Annotated in this window: 16 protein-coding genes; 5 read left to right on the top strand and 11 right to left on the bottom strand. The window is 61.6% G+C overall.

Annotation, left to right across the window (positions count from 1 at the left end; translation table 11 throughout):
• Nucleotides 1-143: 143 nt before the first annotated feature.
• Nucleotides 144-1,076, top strand: coding sequence for a TauD/TfdA dioxygenase family protein (locus AC1DYJ_RS10885; protein WP_477280653.1), 933 nt, complete (start codon nt 144-146; stop codon nt 1,074-1,076).
• Between the two features lie 239 nt (nt 1,077-1,315).
• On the opposite strand, the gene AC1DYJ_RS10890 is transcribed toward AC1DYJ_RS10885, so the two are convergent.
• Nucleotides 1,316-3,025: a hypothetical protein gene (locus AC1DYJ_RS10890; protein ID WP_477280655.1), complete on the bottom strand. Its 1,710-nt coding sequence runs from the start codon at nt 3,023-3,025 to the stop codon at nt 1,316-1,318.
• A gap of 94 nt (nt 3,026-3,119) precedes the next feature.
• Here AC1DYJ_RS10890 and AC1DYJ_RS10895 point away from each other — a divergent pair, with 94 nt between their 5' ends.
• Nucleotides 3,120-3,506: a Shedu anti-phage system protein SduA domain-containing protein gene (locus AC1DYJ_RS10895; protein ID WP_477280656.1), complete on the top strand. Its 387-nt coding sequence runs from the start codon at nt 3,120-3,122 to the stop codon at nt 3,504-3,506.
• A 211-nt stretch (nt 3,507-3,717) separates the two neighbouring features.
• Here the strand turns inward: AC1DYJ_RS10895 and AC1DYJ_RS10900 are convergent, their stop codons facing one another.
• The 7 genes from AC1DYJ_RS10900 to AC1DYJ_RS10930 all read right to left on the bottom strand — a co-directional run bounded on the left by AC1DYJ_RS10900 (nt 3,718) and on the right by AC1DYJ_RS10930 (nt 12,641).
• Entirely contained in the window at nt 3,718-6,387 is a 2,670-nt protein-coding gene (locus tag AC1DYJ_RS10900) for a phosphoenolpyruvate carboxylase (protein WP_477280658.1), read from the bottom strand.
• 30 nt (nt 6,388-6,417) lie between these two features.
• Nucleotides 6,418-7,386 carry a 2-hydroxyacid dehydrogenase gene (locus AC1DYJ_RS10905; RefSeq protein ID WP_477280660.1) on the bottom strand — a complete coding sequence of 323 codons (969 nt, stop codon included), beginning with the start codon at nt 7,384-7,386 and terminating at the stop codon, nt 6,418-6,420.
• Nucleotides 7,387-7,473: 87 nt separating this feature from the next.
• On the bottom strand, nt 7,474-8,373 hold the full coding sequence (gene sucD, locus AC1DYJ_RS10910; RefSeq protein WP_477280662.1) for a succinate--CoA ligase subunit alpha: 900 nt from the start codon (nt 8,371-8,373) through the stop codon (nt 7,474-7,476).
• Between the two features lie 127 nt (nt 8,374-8,500).
• Nucleotides 8,501-9,688, bottom strand: a complete 1,188-nt coding sequence (locus AC1DYJ_RS10915) for a malate--CoA ligase subunit beta (RefSeq protein ID WP_477280664.1) — start codon at nt 9,686-9,688, stop codon at nt 8,501-8,503.
• Between the two features lie 18 nt (nt 9,689-9,706).
• Nucleotides 9,707-10,669 (bottom strand): HpcH/HpaI aldolase/citrate lyase family protein, encoded by a 963-nt coding sequence (locus AC1DYJ_RS10920; protein ID WP_352560152.1) that lies wholly within the window; start codon nt 10,667-10,669, stop codon nt 9,707-9,709.
• Between the two features lie 11 nt (nt 10,670-10,680).
• Complete coding sequence (locus AC1DYJ_RS10925) at nt 10,681-11,871, bottom strand: aminotransferase class V-fold PLP-dependent enzyme (RefSeq protein ID WP_477280666.1); 1,191 nt, start codon at nt 11,869-11,871, stop codon at nt 10,681-10,683.
• Between the two features lie 149 nt (nt 11,872-12,020).
• Complete coding sequence (locus AC1DYJ_RS10930) at nt 12,021-12,641, bottom strand: LuxR C-terminal-related transcriptional regulator (protein WP_477280668.1); 621 nt, start codon at nt 12,639-12,641, stop codon at nt 12,021-12,023.
• 440 nt (nt 12,642-13,081) lie between these two features.
• Here AC1DYJ_RS10930 and mgtE point away from each other — a divergent pair, with 440 nt between their 5' ends.
• Complete coding sequence (gene mgtE, locus AC1DYJ_RS10935; RefSeq protein ID WP_477280669.1) at nt 13,082-14,500, top strand: magnesium transporter; 1,419 nt, start codon at nt 13,082-13,084, stop codon at nt 14,498-14,500.
• A 303-nt stretch (nt 14,501-14,803) separates the two neighbouring features.
• On the top strand, nt 14,804-15,190 hold the full coding sequence (locus tag AC1DYJ_RS10940; RefSeq protein WP_112565167.1) for a MerR family transcriptional regulator: 387 nt from the start codon (nt 14,804-14,806) through the stop codon (nt 15,188-15,190).
• Between the two features lie 92 nt (nt 15,191-15,282).
• Here AC1DYJ_RS10940 and AC1DYJ_RS10945 read toward each other — a convergent pair whose 3' ends face one another.
• Nucleotides 15,283-15,789, bottom strand: coding sequence for a methyltransferase family protein (locus tag AC1DYJ_RS10945; protein ID WP_477280671.1), 507 nt, complete (start codon nt 15,787-15,789; stop codon nt 15,283-15,285).
• Entirely contained in the window at nt 15,786-16,781 is a 996-nt protein-coding gene (locus AC1DYJ_RS10950) for an acetyltransferase domain-containing protein (protein WP_477280673.1), read from the bottom strand. Before AC1DYJ_RS10950 ends, AC1DYJ_RS10945 begins: the two co-directional genes overlap by 4 nt.
• A 109-nt stretch (nt 16,782-16,890) precedes the next feature.
• Here AC1DYJ_RS10950 and AC1DYJ_RS10955 point away from each other — a divergent pair, with 109 nt between their 5' ends.
• On the top strand, nt 16,891-17,031 hold the full coding sequence (locus tag AC1DYJ_RS10955) for a hypothetical protein (protein WP_477280675.1): 141 nt from the start codon (nt 16,891-16,893) through the stop codon (nt 17,029-17,031).
• On the opposite strand, the gene AC1DYJ_RS10960 is transcribed toward AC1DYJ_RS10955, so the two are convergent.
• Nucleotides 17,032-18,195 (bottom strand): aromatic ring-hydroxylating oxygenase subunit alpha, encoded by a 1,164-nt coding sequence (locus AC1DYJ_RS10960; RefSeq protein ID WP_477280677.1) that lies wholly within the window; start codon nt 18,193-18,195, stop codon nt 17,032-17,034.
• Nucleotides 18,196-18,274 lie beyond the last annotated feature (79 nt).

Genomic DNA, 18,274 nt, shown 5'->3' on the forward strand with positions numbered 1-18,274 from the left:
CTTGCTAAGTCCTGGCGGCCTTCGCCTCCTCGGCAAAATTGCGATCAGCGCTTTCGTTACCAAGCAAGTCAGTTCCGCCGATCGATGTGCGGCCGGTACCGGCGGCGCAGTGCCGGCAGCCCGTGGTTCCAAAGGAGGCTCCCATGCCCAAACTTACCCCCGTAGAGCAGACCATCCCGGAAACCGATATCGTCCCGCTGACCGGACGTGTCGGCGCGGAAATCAGGAACATCCGGCTTTCCGGCGACCTGCCGCAGCAGACAGTGGCGGCGATCAACCAGATCCTGTTGCGGCACAAGGTTGTCTTCTTCCGCGACCAGGCGCATCTCGACGATGTCGAGCAGGAGCGCTTCGCGCATCGTCTGGGCGACCTTGTTCCGCATCCGACCCAAGGTCCCGTCAAGGGAACGGCGTCCATTCTCGAGCTCGATTCGAGCCGTGGCGGCGGTCGCGCCGATCAGTGGCATACCGATGTCACCTTCGTTGACGCCTATCCGAAATTCTCGGTCCTTCGCGGCGTCGTCATACCGCCGGCCGGCGGCGACACCATCTGGTCGAACACCGCGGCCGCCTACCAGGACCTGCCCGAGCCGTTGAAGCTGCTGGCGGACAATCTCTGGGCGGTTCACAGCAATGTCTACGACTACGCCGCGGTCCGGCCGCGTGCGAGCGCTGCCGAAAAGAAGCATTTTGAGGAGGTTTTCACCTCAACGGTCTACGAGACCGAGCATCCCGTTGTCCGCGTCCATCCCGAAACAGGCGAACGCACGCTTTTGCTCGGCAATTTCGTGCAGAGGCTGATCGGTCTTTCCAAAAGCGATTCAGCGCGGCTCTACGAGGTGTTCCAGTCCTATGTCACCGCGCCGGAGAACACCATTCGCTGGCGCTGGAAAGCCGGCGATGTGGCGATCTGGGACAACCGGGCGACGCAGCACTATGCCGTCAACGACTATGGCGATCAGCATCGGGTGGTGCGCCGCGCCACGGTCGACGGCGACGTTCCCGTCAGCGTCGACGGCCGCCGCAGCGTCACCCGTATCAAGGTCGCGAAACTGGCGACCGACAAGGCTGCCTGAGATCCGGGGCGCGCCTGAGGCGCGGTCAAATTCGAGGGGGGCCGCTGTTCACGCGGCCTTCCTCATCCGAGACAGCGTATCGGCCACCACCTCGCCGAAAGAGGGCGGCGCTGCGGTGGAACGGTAGGCGCGCAGCGTTGAGGTCGCTGTGGGGCAGCCCGTGGAAGTTCGAGTCTTCTCGACCGCACCAAAGCTTTGATGGGCTCGGTCATCAACGTTCAACATAAAGTCCGTGGCGCTTACAATGGCGTTCGATTTTTCTCGACATACGCCACGAATTCAGATGGGCGATCCTGCAATTCGTCAAGTTTACCAAGTGCCTCCGGTGTGAGCAACATGCCAGTCATCTTATACGAACCGACATATACAGCGGTGTCATGAAAGTCCTTCTCTCCAACGTCCAGTGCTTTCAAGCCCAGTGGAGTCAGTAATTTAACTAATGTTTGAACACTCTTTGGAGGCACCTTCGGCCCAAAACTAAGCACGAATGCTTTCGGCAGGTCACCTTCGTTCCCAAAATCACCATCGATTGGGATGCCACTGTTTTTCATAGCGGAGACGGCTTTTTGATACTGACTTAGTTCCTTATTGACTTCAATAAATATACCTCCCCATTGAGTCTTAGATCTCTCCTTTGTCGCAACGGTTCTAACGACCGAATCGGATGCAGAGCTTGGAACAAAAATACTTAGCCGCACGTTATCTTTGATAAATGAAATGCCGGTGATTGATTTAACGTCTATATCCAATGTGAAGCTGGAATATTTGTCGGAGGCCACCTTCAGCACAAAGTTGTCATAGTCCCCCGGTTTTATCGCTTGTGAAATCGCAGTTGTGATCGTGTATTTTTCTTTCCCAGCCTCTAGATAAAGATCATACTCCGCACTTGGAGGGGCGGGGGCGCCAGGCGGTGGCATTGCGAGAGAGACCCGTGTCCTGAAGGTGTTTGTTCGACTTTCACCAGTTTCTGTGGAGTAACTTATTCGTCCGACTACGGCGACAACGGGGACTGTCAACTGCTTCAGGAGAGTGTCGGGAATCAAGTCTGCCATTGGGATGCTTAGTGTATCAAAGTGACCAGAAAAACTTCGATCGAATGCGAATTTATCGTAGGTTTGAAGGGTTTCTGCTTGTTTTTCATCTAAAATATTGAAGTCAATCTTTGGATTTATAATTTGCCCAAATCCTTCATTTACTATGCTAATTGAGCCGACATCATAAAAATTTTCAAAAAAAATCGGTATAGGATTGTTGTTAATTTTACTCTCTTTAACAGTTACATTTATCTGATTTAGAAATATAGTATCAGATGTATTATTTACGACCTTGAAAGAAAGGCGTGGGTAATCCCAAACAAAGGGGGAGTTCCAGTACCGGAAACCGATCAGTTCGCCACCGTTATTGACTGCTGTGAGATATGGCATATCCGGCGTTATCGAAAGCGCAGGAACTTTCGTCTCTTTGTATCTAACAACAAGATCTGAAAAGTCTGGGTCGCCTATGAAACCCGTAAAGGACATCACAAAATCGTAAGATGGGAATTTGAGTCGGTTGCCTGCGGCCCTTGACGTATCGTAACTTGCTGAAGGTTGTAGAGAAACGTCAAGGTCTGCTCTATTTAATCTTGTTTGATTTAGAAGCAGAACTATTAGAACCAATACCACACCGCAAGCCGCGAGGAAAGCTAGAAAAAAGTATTGATATAGTTTTGATCGCACCCATTGTTCTGGTGTTATTCCAGTGCTCAGTTCAACGCCTTGAGTCTCGATCTTCAGGGCGGACAAGCGGTCAGCGAGGGGTAAACTTTTAAGATGTAATAAAAGAGACTGATAGCGTCTCAAGCGCAACGCGACGATAACAGAAGCGATGACAAAACCAAGGTAAGATAGTAGTGCATATGGGTTAGTTGCCGCAGCTGGCAACGCCTTAAGAAGCTCTTGAAGATCCATGCCAATCTCCCCGCAGCTTGGAAGATTGTGATTTTACTCGAATTTTGGCATAATTGTCCATCCACACAATTGCGCAGGCACGAAACACTTCACTGTGTTGGTGGAGCTGAAACTGCCAGACACAAATCTGTTCGGTGCAAGACGGAATAGGTGGAGCGTATGGAAACTCTCCACCGACCTCTATGATGCAGTCTCCCAAATCCTAGAGCAGAAGGTCAGTTGGCAGGTGCGCAGCGCCATGCCCTCGGTGACACGCGAAGGTAAACCCATCGAGCAGTTGACTGCGGATCCGAAGGCGCTCTTGATCATCGGTCAAGATGCAGCATTTGAGGCGAACAATCATCGTGAACGCCAACTAAAGCTGAGGACCTTTGAGCTGTTCCGGCGAGACACCCGGAACATCGAAATTGTAACCTTCACCGAACTGTACGAGCGCGCGTCTTTTATCGTGGACAAAGCTCGGAGGAGCAAAGGCGCTTGACTGTAGAGGCCGCTAAAACTTTCTCTTCAAAAGCTTAGCGGTCACCGGTTATAAAGGTCGCGCCGTTGCGTTAAATTTTACAAGCTATCCAAAAGCGTCAGGATAAGCCGATCACACCGCCTGCTTCGTACGCCCCATGCACTGGCCTTTGGCGATGTAGGCAATCAGGGCCTGGGACGATGACGTGGCTTTGCTCCGCAAAAGCCGGGCCTTATCCCGTCCACCCCAAACCGGACGAGATGCAATTGATCGAGACGAGCAGGGCGTCGGTCGATCGCTTCTGATCCGTCGCGCCTGATCGCACTTCACGCAGCAGATCGACCTGCAGGCGGTGAATGTCGTCCATCTGACGCCGCAGGCTGTCGAAACGCCGCTTGAACATCGGAAAGCGCACCGAAAGGTCGCCTCCGGTGAGGTCGCGGATCAGGCGTCGGGTTAGCTCGTACTCGGCGCGGATGCGGGTGTAGATCCGCTGCGACGCGTCGCTGTCGGTCACCAGGCCGGCATAGAGACGTGCGATCTCCATGTCGGACTGGTAGAGCGTCTTTTCCGCCTCGTCGACGATCAGGCGGAAGAAGCGCGAGTGTTCGAACATGCGCGCCAGCAGGTCTCGCCCGGCATCGCCGCGCACCGTGACGAAGGAACTCAGCGCGCTGCCTATGCCATACCAGCCGGTCAGCAGATGACGGTTCTGGCTCCAGGCGAACACCCAGGGGATGGCGCGCAGGTCGGCAATGCCGTTGGCGCCGAAACGGCGCTCCGGCCGCGAGCCCATTTTCAGGAGGCCGAGTTCCGCCACCGGGCTCGCCTGGTTGAAATAATCGAGGAAGCCCGGCTCCGCCATCAGCCCGGCATAGGAGGCCTGCGACATGCCGGCCAGCGCCTCCAGCGCTTCGTCGAATTCGGGTGCCTGCCTGGTTTCGGCGTCGCCGGGCGATCCGGCGCTGTGAGCCAGAACGGCGGCGGCGAGGATTTCGAGCTGGTTGAGGCCGGTGCCGCGATTGGCGAATTTCGACGACACGACCTCGCCCTGTTCCGTCACCCGCATGGACCCAGTGACGGTGCCTGCCGGTTGTGCGGCGATCGCCCGGCCGGTCGGCGCGCCGCCACGGCTGACGGAGCCGCCACGGCCGTGAAAGAAGCTGATCCTGACCTTGTGCTTGCGGCCGATAGCGGCGAGGCGTTTTTGCGCCTTGGCCAGTTCCCAGTTGGAGGCGAGAAAACCGCCATCCTTGTTTGAATCCGAATAGCCGAGCATAATTTCCTGGCGCGCGCCGAAATCCCGCACCGTGCGCCGCACCAGGGCAATGTCGAGCAACCCGCTCATGATGGCAGGCGCGGCCTGCAGGTCGGCGATGGTCTCGAACAAGGGCACGATCCGCAGCCTGATCGTGCCGTCGCTGCCGGGCGCGGTCGAAAGACCGCAATAGTGCGCCAGGAGATAGACCGCGAGCAGATCGTCAGCCGAGCGCGTCATGCTGAGGATGAAACAGCCCACCGCATCGCTATCGGCGCCGGCGATCTGGTTCGCGATGACAGAGAATGTCGCAAGCAGTTCCCTTGCCTCGGGCGACAGCCGGTCGGCGTCGATCTCCAGCCGCTCGCTTTGGCCAAGGGCCGCGCGGATGCGCGCCGACCATTGCGGCGTGCCTGGCGTGACCGGGTCGGTCAGCGCAAAAAGCTCGGCCAGTACGCGATTGACGACAGTGGAGTTCTGCCTGATGTCGAGCGAGACCGTGCGGAAGCCGAAGCTCGCGACCTGCCACAGCAGCGGCTGGACGAAACGCCGGGCGACCGCGCGCCCGCCGATTGCTTCGAGCACAGAGGCCAGCCCGTGGAGGTCAGCACCAAACGCTTCCGCCGAGGGGTAGGCGGTGGCTTCACCGTCGCGTGTGGCGACAAGCCGGGCCAACACGGCCGAAGCGAACTGGCGAAGCGGCTCTTCGGGGTTGCGCGCGGCGATGTCGTTCGCCTGTCCGCTTTTGTCGAGTGCCTTTTGCAGAGCCGGGGTGAAGCTGGCCGGCAGGTCGACGACATTCGAACTGGCGCTTAGCACCGTCACCAGCCGCTGCATTTGCGTCAAATACCAGCCAATGGCGGTGTTGCGGTATTCGGCCAGGGCATGGGCGGTCATGGCGGCGGTGACGTTCGGATTGCCGTCGCGATCGCCGCCGATCCAGGAGGCATAGCGCATGAAGGCAGGAATTTTCACCCGCTCGCCGGGATAGTGACGCTGAAAGGCGTCCTGCAGCTTGCCGTAGAGCTGCGGCGTCGCCTCGAAAATCACTTCGCGGAAGAAATGCAGGCCCCAGGCGATTTCGCGTTCGACGGTCGGGCGCTCCAGCCTGAGCTCGCCCGTCATCCACAAAAGCTCGATCTCGCTTTCGAGATCGGCGACCAGCAGTTCGCGTTCTCGCGGCGCCCAGCGCGGCTGGTCGAGCTCGGTCAGCTTGCGATAGATACGGCGGTGGATCTCCAGAACCGTGACGCGCTTGGCCTCGGTCGGGTGCGCGGTCATGGTCGGGCCGACGCTGAGGTCATCGAGCGCGGCCTGGACTTCATGCGCCGTGCGTCCGTTCGCCGCCATTTGCGAGATCACGCTGGCGAAGGAGCCCGGCACGTCATCGGCGCTCGCGCCCTGTTCGAGCTCGCGGCGCGTGCGCATGGCCAGCAGCTCATCGGCGATCGCCAGCAACTGGAACCAAACGCCGCTTGCCTGCAATGCCGGGATGCGCTGTTCCGAGGCAAGCGAGACAAGCGACCTGCGCCCGCTTAGAACGGCGGCGATCTCGGGCTCACGCGCGCTGGCGACCTTGAGCAACAGGCGCAACAGCAGGCTGCGCTCGTCCTCGCGAAATCTTATGGGTTTGCTCTGTTCCAAAACGCTTTCCTCCCGGGCTGCGCCCGGCTTTCAAGCAACACGGTTGGGGACCGGGCGACCCTCGAAGAAGGCGGTCAGGTTCTCCACCACCTTCATGCCCATCGCCACACGCGTTTCCTCGGTCGCGCTGCCGAGATGCGGCAAGAGCACCACGTTTTCCAACCGCTTGAGCGCTTCCGGAACGGCCGGCTCGCCGTCGAAGACATCGAGGCCGGCGCCGGCGATCTCGCGCCTTTCCAGCGCGCCGATCAGGGCATCCTGGTCGACGACATCGCCGCGCGCCGTGTTGATCAGGAAGGCGCCGGGTTTCATCAGGCGCAGGCTACGGGCATCGATCAGATGACGGTTTTCCGCGCCGCCCGGACAGTGCAGCGAGACGAAGTCGGATGCCGTGAGCAGCCCTTCCATGGTCTGCATCTGCACCGCGCCCATGGCGCGCGTCTCCTCATCGTCGACGGCAGAGCGATTGAAGAAGACGATCTTCATACCAAAGCCGAAATGCGCGCGCCTGGCCGTTGCCTTGCCGATGCGGCCCATGCCGACAATGCCAAGCGTCTTGCCCGACACTTTCGCGCCGGCCATGTGCGTCGGCGACCAGCCGCGCCATTCTCCGGCCCGCAGCTGGCGCTCGCCTTCGCCGGTCCGGCGCGCCACAGCGAGTATCAGGCTGAGCGCCAGGTCGGCGGTGCAATCGGTGAGCACGCCTGGCGTGTTGGTCACCACGATGTCGCGGTCGCGGGCGGCGGCGACATCGATATGGCTGAAGCCGACGCCGAAATTGGCGATGATCCGGGTGCGGGCAGAGGCGTTTGGAAACACCGCGTCAGGCAAGCGGTCGCTGACCGTCGCCAGGATCGCGTCGTAGTCGGCGAAGGCGGACGTCATTGCGGCCGGGCTCAATGGCGTATCGCTGGTGTTGAACGTCGTGTCGAAGCGTTCGGCGAGGATCGCTTCGACAGGGGCCGGCCATTTGCGGGTAACGATCAAACGCGGTTTCATCTGACATCCTGCCGATCGCGGGGCTGGCGATCCCTGGCGCCAGCCGTCAACTGCACATTGCGCTATGCGGGCTTCGCCCGGCGGAAATCACGCCGCCTTCTTCATCCGCGACAGCGTGTCGGCCACCACCTCGCCGAACGAGGACGGCGTCGGCACGATGGTGACGCCGGCTTCCTTCAGGATCTCGACCTTCTCCTGCGCCGACTCGCCGAAGGCTGAGATGATGGCGCCTGCATGGCCCATGCGGCGGCCTTTCGGAGCAGACAGGCCGGCGATGTAGGCGATGAGGGGCTTCCTCATATTGTCGCGCGCCCAGATCGCGGCTTCGGCCTCCTGCGGTCCGCCGATCTCGCCGATCATCACAACCGCGTCGGTGTCGTCATCCTGTTCGAACAGTTTCAGCATGTCCTTGAACGACGAACCGTTGATCGGATCGCCGCCGATGCCGACGCTGGTCGACACACCGATGCCGAGCGCCTTCATCTGTGACGCCGCCTCGTAACCGAGCGTGCCCGAGCGGCCGACAATGCCGACGCGGCCGGGGAGGTAGATCGAGCCGGGCATGATGCCCATCAGCGCCTGTCCGGGCGTGATGACGCCGGCGCAGTTCGGGCCGATCAGCCGCATGCGGTCCTCGAAGCGGTAACGCATCATGTAGCGCTTGACCTGCATCATGTCCTGCGAAGGGATGCCGTCGGTGATGCAGACGCAAAGCTTTATGCCGGCGTCGGCCGCTTCCATGATCGAATCGGCGGCAAAGGGCGGCGGCACGAAGACGATGCTGGCCTCGGCGCGGGTTTCGCGCACCGCGCCCTTGACCGTGTTGAAGACAGGCAGGCCGAGATGCTTCTGGCCGCCTTTGCCGGGGGTGACACCGCCGACCAGCTTGGTGCCGTAGCGCTTCATGTCGTCGGCATGAAAGCTGCCGATCTTGCCGGTGAAACCTTGAACGATGACGCGGGTGCTGCGGTTGAGCAGAATTGCCATTTTATCGACCTCCCTAGAGCATGATGCCGAAAAGTGTGAAGCGGTTTTCGGACGACATCATGCTCTATCTGTTTGATTTAGAGACGGATTCAGATTTCAGGTCGTTTCGACCTGAAACTATCCGGCTCTAGGCTGCTTTTTTCTTTTTGGCGGCCGCGCGCCAGGCGGCGACGGCTTTTTCGGCGGCTTCGGCCAGCGTGTCGGCAACGATCACCGCCTCGCCGGAATCGGCCAGGATGCGGCGGCCTTCCTCGGCTTTTGTGCCGGACAGCCGCACCACCAGCGGCACGTTGACGCCGACCTCGCGGATCGCCTTGATGACACCTTCGGCGACCCAGTCGCAGCGGTTGATGCCGGCGAAGATGTTGACCAGGATGGTCTCGACATTCTTGTCGCCGAGCACGGCGCGGAAGGATTTCGCCACCCGCTCGGGCGAGGCGCCGCCGCCGATGTCGAGGAAGTTCGCGGGTTCGCCGCCGGCGATCTTGATCATGTCCATGGTCGCCATGGCCAGACCGGCACCGTTGATGATGCAGCCGATATTGCCTTCCAGCCCGACATAGGAGAGGCCGCGGTCGCTGGCGAAGGTCTCGCGCGGGTCTTCCTGGCTTTTGTCGCGCAGCTCGGAGATTTCCGGGCGGCGGAACAGCGCGTTCTCGTCGAACGACATTTTGGCGTCGAGCGCGATCAGATTGCCGTCGCGGGTCACCACCAGCGGATTGATCTCCAGCATCGAGGCGTCGTAGTCGCGGAACACCTGGTAGCAGCTGAAGATGGTCTCGGTGGCCTTGCCGATCAGATTGTGGTCGAGGCCAAGCCCGAAGGCGATCTCGCGCGCCTGGAAACGCTGCATGCCGACACCGGGATCGACCGATGTGCGCAGGATGGAATTGGGCGCCTTTTCGACGATGTCCTCGATCTCCATGCCGCCGGCGGCCGAGGCGACGATCATGACGCGCTCTTCCTTGCGGTCGAGGACGAAACCGACATAGAGCTCCTGCGCGATGTCGACGGCTTCCTCGAGATAGAGGCGCGAGATCAGCTTGCCGCGAGGACCGGTCTGCTGGGTCACCAGCTTGCGGCCGAGCATCGCCTCGGCGGCGTTGGAGATTTCCTCGTCATTGGCGCAGAGTTTTATGCCGCCGGCCTTGCCGCGGGCGCCGGAATGCACCTGCGCCTTCAAAACCCATTTGCTGCCGCCGATTTCACGTGCCCTGTAGGTGGCTTGTTCGGGGCTGTAGGCCAGCCCACCGCGCGGCACATGCACGCCGTGGCGGGCGAGCAGTTCCTTGGCCTGATATTCGTGGATGTCCATTTTGTCCTCCCGGTATTTTTATTGAGCGACCGCGTGTGGCTGGCGGGCGCGTTCGATGGCCTCGTTGACCACCAGAACATTGCGCGCCATGCGCTCCGACGCGGCGTCGATCATCTTGCCGTCCAGCGCCGCAGCGCCCTTGCCTTGCGCCTCCGCCTCCTTCAGCACTTCGAGGATGCGCCTGGCGCGGGTCACTTCCTTTTCCGGTGGCGAGAAGACGTCGTTGGCGAGGGCTATCTGCGAGGGGTGGATTGCCCATTTGCCTTCGATGCCCAGGGCCGCCGCGCGCCTAGCGCCGGCGATGTAGCCTTCCGGATCGGAGAAATCGCCGAACGGCCCGTCAATGGCGCGCAGGCCGTAGGCGCGGCAGGCGACGGTCATGCGCGACAGCGCGAAATGCCACTGGTCGCCGGGATAGTCGGGGTTCAGCCCGCCAATGTTGACGGTACGCGCCTTGCAGCTCGCGGCGTAATCGGCAACGCCGAAATGCATGGCTTCCAACCGGCCGGGGGTCGCGGCAATCGCCTCGACATTGGCCATGCCGAGCGCGGTCTCGATCAGTGCTTCGAGGCCGACGCGGGTTTTAAAACCCTTGGCCATCTCGATCTGGTTGACCATGGCCTCGACCATATAGAGGTCCGCCGGCACGCCGACCTTCGGCACCAGAATGGTGTCCAGCCGGTCGCCGGCCTGCTCCATGACGTCGACCACGTCGCGGTACATGTAGTGGGTATCGAGCCCGTTGATGCGCACCGAGACGGTCTTGCCCTTGGCGCGCCAGTCAATGTCGTTGAGCGCCTGGATGATGTTCTTGCGGGCGCGCTCCTTGTCGGGCGGCGCGACGGCATCCTCGATGTCGAGGAAAATGAAGTCGGCCGCACTGTTGGCCGCCTTGTCGATCATCTCCGGGCTGGAGCCGGGAACGGCGAGTTCCGAGCGCTGCAGCCGCAGCTTCTTCAGATGGTTGATGGTGTGGCTCATGGTCGGCTCCCTCAGGCGGCTTCGGCGACCGGCACGGCGGCCGAGGCGCGGAAATGCTGGATGGCGGCGCCGACGCCGGAGCCGGGCGCCAGCCGCACGCCGCAGTCGAGCAGCGTGAGTTCAGCCGCCGAGAGCGATGCCAGCACCATCACCTCGTTCAGCCAGCCGAGATGGCCAATGCGGAAGACCTTGCCGGCCACCTTATTCAGGCCGCCGCCAAGAGACGTCTGGTAGGCCCCGGCTGCACGCTTGACGACATTGGCGCTGTCGATGCCTTCCGGCACCAGAATGGCGCTGACCGTATCGGAGTGCCATTTCGGCGCCTTGGCGCAGAGTTTCAGGCCCCAGGCGTCGACCGCCTTGCGCACGCCTTCGGCGAGGCGGTGGTGGCGGGCGAAGATGTTCTCCAGCCCTTCCTCGGCGATCAGGTCGAGCGAGGCGCGCAGGCCGCGCAGCAACTGTGTAGCCGGCGTATAAGGGAAGTAGCCGGTGTCGTTGACGCGGATCATGTCTTCGAACGAGAAGAAGCAGCGCCGGTGCGTGGCAGTCTTCGAAGCTGCCAGCGCCTTCTGGCTGACCGAGAGGAAGCCGAGGCCGGCGGGCAGCATGAAACCCTTCTGCGAGCCGCTGACGGCGCAGTCGACGCCCCATTCCTCCTGGCGGAAGTCGATCGAGCCGATCGACGACACACCGTCGACAAAGAGCAGAGCAGGGTGGTTGGCGTCGTCGAGCGCGGCACGGCAGCCGGCGACGTCGCTGGTCACGCCGGTCGCGGTCTCGTTCTGGGTGCAGAAGACCGCCTTGATGCGGTGCGCCTTGTCGGCCTTCAAGCGCTCGGCATAGAGTTCCAGCGGCACGCCGGTTCCCCATTCGCAATCAATGACATCGACCTCGAAGCCGAGGCGTTCGGCCATGTCGACCCACAGATGCGAGAACTGGCCGAAGCGCGACATCAGCACGCGGTCGCCGGGGCTGAGCACATTGGTCATCGCCGCTTCCCAGGCGCCGGTGCCGGAGGAGGGGTAGATGAAGACGCGGCCGGTCTCGTTCTTGAAGACGCGTCTGATGTCTTCGAACAGCGGCAGCGTGAGATCGGGGAAGGATGCGGCGCGCATATCCTCCATAGGCAGGTTCATCGCCTGCCGGACCTGTTCGGGAATGTTGGTCGGTCCGGGAATGAAAAGATGGGTGAAACCGGCCATGATGCGAACTCCTCCTGATCCAGCAAAGCGGTGATGGGGAGTTTCGTTTCGACGGCTAAAAGCAACAACACCTTGCCGGGTAACATCTCGCCGCGTGCGGGTGGGAAAGGCCTACCCGGTCGGCCTACCCGAATGGCCCGGTCTTCGTCCTACCCGAAAGGCTGTTTCTGGGTGCGCTTTTCCCTGGAATAGAGCGCGACGGCCATCGCCCGGTTACGAACGTCAAGCTTGTCGTAGAGATTCTTGAGGTGGTATTTCACCGTGTTTTCGGAAATCCCCGTCCGCGTCGCGATCTGCAGGTTCGTCCACCCGTCGGACAGCACCGCCAGCAGCTCGCGCTCGCGCACGGTGAGCTGCGCCAGGGGCGTGTCGTTGACCTTGTTGATGTCGATATAGGGGATGCAGATGCGCCCGTGCGCGACGGCGAGGATCGTCTCGAAGATGATTGAGGGGTCGTCGAACTGGAAGCAGTAGCCCTGGGCGCCGAGCCGCACGCACTGCTTCAGTATGCCGATGTCATGGTCGTTGGAAAACACCGCGATGCGCACGCCGAGCTTGCGGCTGTGAACCTCGGCCAGCACATCGGCGCCGTCCATGTCGGCGAGCTTCCAGCCGATGACGGCGACGTCGAAGTCGCCTTCCGCCGCCAGGTCCAGGAAATGCCTGCCACTTTGCACGCAGGCGAGGAGTTCGAAGCGGCCGTCGCATTCCAGCATTTCGCGCAGCGCCGATATGACGAGCGGATTGCGTTCGGCGACGACCACGCGCACGCGCCGTTCCGCTGATACCTTGGTTTCTGTCTGTGACCTGATCTTCAAGGGCTTCCGCTGTTCTGGTTGCAATCCGAGCGGTCCGGCAGTTGCCTGGACCTGCATCATGACAATTCTGCCCCAACTGTGCAGGGGTGCTCTTTCCCCAGCGACATGTGCTGTCGCGCTGCCTTAAGCGGGAAAGCGTGCTGTTTCGATGGCAACGACGGGGTTCCGGTGTGGGCGGTGCTGTCGCTTCACGGCGAAAAGGCGCCAACTGCCAAGCGGGCATTTCGCTTGAAATTCCCGTGCGTTAGAGCGACAGCTTATGAAGCCGATTCGGGTTGCTGACGTATCTGATTTTGTTTGAGCGCCGGGTCCAAACCGGTTTCCCCTTTTCAAGATCATGGTCTAGACCTGACGGGCACCTTTTCCGGAAGGGATGATGGCGGGAGGCGCCGGTGGAAGGCGAACACGAACAGACGAGCGGCGCCAAGGCCGCTGACGATGCCCACGCCGACATCTATGGCGAGGATGGCGTCGTGCTGTCGTCCTTCCTCGCCCAGATCGGCGCCGCCATCGCCGACCGCGATACGCTGACGCTGAAGCGCGAAGTCGACGACCTGCACCAGTCGGAACTCGGCGACCTGCTCGAAGCGCTGCATCCCGAACAGCGCCGCGCGCTCGTCGAGCTGCTCGGCACCGATTTCGACTTTTCGGCGCTGACCGAAGTCGACGTGGCGATCCGCCGTGACATCGTCGACAATTTGCCCAATGAGCAAATCGCCCAGGGCATGCAGGACCTCGATTCCGACGACGCGGTCTACATTCTCGAAGACCTCGAAAAGGAAGACCAGGACGAGATCCTGTCGCAACTGCCGTTCACCGAACGGATCAGGCTGCGCCGTTCGCTCGACTACCCCGAAGAGACGGCCGGCCGGCGCATGCAGACCGAGTTTGTCGCCGTGCCGCCGTTCTGGACCATCGGCCAGACCATCGACTACATGCGCGAGGACAAGAACCTCCCGGACCGCTTCAGCCAGATCTTCGTCATCGATCCGAGCTTCAAGTTGTTGGGCGCCATCGACCTCGACCAGATCCTGCGCACCAAACGCACGATCAAGGTCGAGGATGTCATGCATGAGACAAGGCACGCCATTCCGGCCACCATGGATCAGGAAGAGGCGGCGCGGGAATTCGAGCAATACGATCTGCTCTCCGCCGCTGTCGTCGACGAGAACGAGCGGCTGGTCGGTGTGCTGACCATCGACGACGTCGTCGACGTCATCCAGCAGGAGGCCGAGGAAGATCTGCTGCGCATGGGCGGCGTCGGCGATGAAGAGCTTTCCGACAGCATTCTGTCGACCTCGCGCTCGCGCGTTCCCTGGCTGCTGGTCAACCTTTTGACCGCGTTCCTGGCGGCCTCGGTGATCGGGCTGTTCGACCGCACCATCGAGCACATCGTGGCGCTGGCCGTGCTGATGCCGATCGTGGCCGGCATGGGCGGCAATGCGGGGTCGCAGACCATGACCGTCACGGTGCGGGCGCTGGCGACGAAGGATCTCGACATATACAATGCCGGCCGCATCATCCGCCGCGAGATGGGGGTGGGCTCGATCAACGGCATCATCTTCGCGGTGCTGATCGGCATCGTCGCGGCGGCCTGGTTCCGCGACCCCAATCTGGGCGGCATCATCGCGGCCGCGATGATCATCAACATGTTCGTGGCAGCCCTTGCCGGCATCCTGATTCCGCTGCTGCTCGACCGGTTCAAGATCGACCCGGCGGTGGCGTCGGCGGTCTTCGTCACGACGGTTACCGACGTCGTCGGCTTTTTCGCCTTTCTTGGGCTGGCCACATGGTGGTTCGCGGTACCCTAGGCTGCCGATATTCAGGTGAGGCCGGTCTGCAAATGGCTGATCCCTGCGCTTCCGGTGCTCACGTACTTTAAGTACGCTCCGCTCCGGTTCTCGGCATTAGCCATTTTCGACTCGGCCTGACCTGAATCTCAGCAACCTAGGCCCAATTCGCGGAAGGGTGGTGCGTCAATTGACTTTTACGTAAATGCCGTGCGAGGCTGCCTCGGGGTTTCCTGCCGAATCCGGTATGGAGCGGGTGGATCGGAATTGGGCGAGGTGCCGCGCAAGCGGTCATTGACTCATGTTCCGGCATTTGGAGCAATGATGCGGGAATATTATACGATCACCGAGCTGACGCGCGAATTCGATGTGTCGACGCGCACGCTGCGCTTTTACGAGGATGAGGGGCTGGTGCAACCGGTCCGGCGCGGCCGCACCAGGCTGTTTCGCCCTTCGGACCGGCATCTGATCCGCCAGATCATGCGCGGCAAACGCCTCGGTTTCTCGATCAACGAGATCCGTGAAATCATCCAGATGTACAAGGAGCCGCCCGGCGAGGTCGGTCAACTCAACCTGATGATCAAGCGCATCGAGGAAAAGCGCGAGGATTTGCGCCAGAAGCGGCGCGATCTGGAAGAGACGCTGGCGGAGCTCGACCAGGCGGAGGAGTCTTGCGTCGAGCGGCTGGTGGAGCTGGGGGTAAATACCTGAGCGGACGTCGATAGGTTAGAGGGACAGCGCCCCCCTCTGGCCTGCCGGCCATCTCCCCCACGAGGGGGGAGATCAGCAGTTCCTGCTTCGCCTCAGATCCAGCGCCGAACCCGTTTGGCATAGTCGCGGTATTTCTTGCCGAATTTGGCCGCCAGCACTTTTTCCTCGCTCTCGATCGCGACTTTCTGGGTCGCGAAGGCCGCGATCAGGGCCAGCGGCAGGAACCATACGATCCCTGAAACGAAGGCGGCGCCGATGAGCAGCAGCGTGTTGGCGAGATACATCGGATTGCGCGTGACGCCGAATGGGCCTGACGTTACCAGATGCTCGGGTACGCCGTTGGGGTTCATCGTCGTTTTGGCCCGCATCATGGCGCGGATGGCGGTGAACCAGAGGGCACCGACGGCAAGCAGCACCACAAAGCCGGCCGCGAACAAAAGGTCGCCAAGGAGATCGCCGATCCAGGGCAGGGGATACAAGAAGCCAAGCACGATGCTGATGGCGATGGCGGCGCAGTAGATCAGCGGCGGCCAAGGGATCAGCCCTGGTTTTGCCGGCCCGGGTTTTGCTGGACCGGGTTTTGCAAGCTTATCGGTCATTGTTGCCCTCCCTCAGTCATCGGGCTCTCCTCCGTCTTGGCTGTGCAGATGCCGGCGAGGTCGCTTAGATGCGCCTTGAACTCCGGGGTCTGGTCGCCATTGTAGAGCCGGTCGAATGCTGCCTCGCCTTGCAGCGTATCCAGCATGCACACACAATAGCTGGCGCAGAACGCCGTGTCGCGCTGCTGTTCGCAGGATACCTGGCACTCCTTGAGGAAGACCACTTCCCGTGTCTCCACCGGTGCCGGCGCGATCTGCGAGAACAGCCAGACACAGCCGAACAGCAGCGGCTGGTGGATCAGGTAGAACGCCAGGCTGTGGCGGCCGATGAAGAGGAGCGGCTTGGCCCAGCGGCCGGGTGTCAGCGTCGCCAGCCGCGCCAGCACGCCGCTGGTGGATGCAAGCTTCGCCGCCGCGATGCCGACAAGCACGGCGCCGAACCAGGGAAACAACGGCACAAAGTCGTTGGAGCGCGGGTTGATCGCCGATAGGCCGACCCACCAAAGTGCTGGATGATCGAAGGCTTCGGACCTGAGGTAGATGGGCGCTGCGATCACGATTGCCGCCACGACCAGCGTCAACAGCGCCGGCAGCCGCAGGAACAAAAGGCCAAGCAGGCTGGCCAGCGCGATCTCGTGCAATATGCCGAAAAAGATGAAGCTGTCCGGCGTGATGAAATACGTCACCGCCGATATGGCGGCCGCCGCCACCGCGACCATGGCAAAGCGCTTCCAGAAGCCGTTCCAGCGGATCTGCTTGCCGTGGGCGAGAAACAGGCTGACGCCGACCAGGAACAGGAAGGTCGAGGCGATGCAGCGCGCATAGATCTTCCACCAGCCGAAGGCGGTGAGGCCGGGATCGGTGTAGTGGAAATTTTCCAGATCCCAGGTGAAGTGGTAGCTGGCCATGGCGATCAGCGCGATGCCGCGCACGACGTCGATGGCTGTGATGCGCTTCGGTTGATCCGGAACGGGTGCGGTATGGATGCTCATGGTCTCGCGATCTGATTCAGCCCCAGAGACGACTATCACGGTTGCACCGGACAAAAGAAGGCCGTGCGGCATGCATCAGGTGGCGCTTTAGGCCAGAGCCGGAAAGCCTTTGGCCGAATTCGCTTTTTGCCGGGAATGGGTCGGCTGCTTCCTGTTACCACCAGAGATCGCCCCGGTGTTCGTCACGCTGGGCATCTTGGCGGCAGCCTGCGGCTTCGTCACGTGGCGCTATCTGCCGAAATCGCTGTGATCAGGACGCTGCATGGCGGTCGCGCACCCAATTGTGGAAGCGGTGCAGATCATATTCCTCCGGCATCAGCACGCCGGCCTGGTGGCGCATCGAGCGCAGGCCTTTCTGGTTGATCTCGCAGATCGCGGCATCCTCCTCCAGCACCTGGGTGCCGAAGGCGACGACATTGTCGATGTCGGTCTCAGCCAGCGCCTCGGGCGCGAACAGCCATTCGGCGGTGAGTTCGGTCTGCTCCGGGCCAATCGGTGTCAGCCGCACGGTGCGGACATAGTCGACATGGCCGACGATGAACATGGACGGCAGATTGGTGGCATAGGTCTGGCCGGCCGCGCGCTCGGCTGGTGTCAGGCCTGAGAACACAGGACCATGCGCCTGGCCGTCGCGCGACCAGGTCTCGGCGCCGGCGCGCAGGCCGCCGGAAAACTCCGGCGCGTCATTGTCGGCATGGCGCACCCAGTCGGGGTCGTCGTGGCGGCTCATCAGGCCGCGGCCGTAGATCGGCACCAGCCGCGACAGGTCCTTGTGGACGCCGGGGCAATGCAGGCACTCGTTGAAGTTCTCCCAAAAAATCTTCCAGTTGCAGTTCATCACCTTGCGCAGCACATGGCCTGATACCAGCGTTTCCAGCGGCCAGTTGCCGAGGTTGCCCGATGCCGGATCGAAGGACGCCTGCGCCGAGCCGGCCGCGTCCTCCTGCAGGTTGACGAAGACAAAGCCGCGCCACACCGACAGCGCCACGCGAAAAAGCGGGTGGTCGGCCTTGTCGAAACCCTCGGGCAGCGATTTCGAGGGCACGCGCACGAGATCGCCGCGCAGCGAATAGGACCAGGCGTGGTAGGGGCAGGTGATCAGCCGCGCCTTCAGCCGACCCTCGCTCTCCTGGCAAAGTTGTGAGCCGCGATGCCGGCAGGTGTTGTGGAAGGCGCGCAATTGCCCGGTGTCATCGCGCAGCACGACGATTTCCTGCGTGCCGACGCGAAATGTCCTGAACGCCAAAGGCTGGGCGAGGTCGGCCTCGCGGCAGACCAGCAGCCAGCTTTTGTACCAGATGGCGTCGAGATCGCGCTGGTAGGCGCCGGCGTCCCAATAGGCCGAGGACGGCAGCGTCGGCTGAAGCTCGGTCAGGCCATTGTAGGGATCGCGCTGGCTCGGATTGGGTTGCATGGCTGGCTCCCTGGATGGTGCAGCCGACACCCCGGCAAATCGTTTGTCAATCACGGCTGACATTGCCGGTTGCGGGCGC

The sequence above is a fragment of the Mesorhizobium sp. P2_B11 genome, from assembly GCF_056404855.1.

Bases quoted from the DNA above. Each gene is read 5' to 3' on its own strand.
- AC1DYJ_RS10960 (WP_477280677.1), bottom strand. From the start codon at position 18,195: ATGCAACCCAATCCGAGCCAGCGCGATCCCTACAATGGCCTGACCGAG.
- AC1DYJ_RS10885 (WP_477280653.1), top strand. From the start codon at position 144: ATGCCCAAACTTACCCCCGTAGAGCAGACCATCCCGGAAACCGATATC.
- AC1DYJ_RS10905 (WP_477280660.1), bottom strand. From the start codon at position 7,386: ATGAAACCGCGTTTGATCGTTACCCGCAAATGGCCGGCCCCTGTCGAA.
- AC1DYJ_RS10890 (WP_477280655.1), bottom strand. From the start codon at position 3,025: ATGGATCTTCAAGAGCTTCTTAAGGCGTTGCCAGCTGCGGCAACTAAC.
- AC1DYJ_RS10945 (WP_477280671.1), bottom strand. From the start codon at position 15,789: ATGACCGATAAGCTTGCAAAACCCGGTCCAGCAAAACCCGGGCCGGCA.
- AC1DYJ_RS10925 (WP_477280666.1), bottom strand. From the start codon at position 11,871: ATGGCCGGTTTCACCCATCTTTTCATTCCCGGACCGACCAACATTCCC.
- AC1DYJ_RS10950 (WP_477280673.1), bottom strand. From the start codon at position 16,781: ATGAGCATCCATACCGCACCCGTTCCGGATCAACCGAAGCGCATCACA.
- AC1DYJ_RS10940 (WP_112565167.1), top strand. From the start codon at position 14,804: ATGCGGGAATATTATACGATCACCGAGCTGACGCGCGAATTCGATGTG.
- sucD (WP_477280662.1), bottom strand. From the start codon at position 8,373: ATGGCAATTCTGCTCAACCGCAGCACCCGCGTCATCGTTCAAGGTTTC.
- AC1DYJ_RS10915 (WP_477280664.1), bottom strand. From the start codon at position 9,688: ATGGACATCCACGAATATCAGGCCAAGGAACTGCTCGCCCGCCACGGC.
- AC1DYJ_RS10920 (WP_352560152.1), bottom strand. From the start codon at position 10,669: ATGAGCCACACCATCAACCATCTGAAGAAGCTGCGGCTGCAGCGCTCG.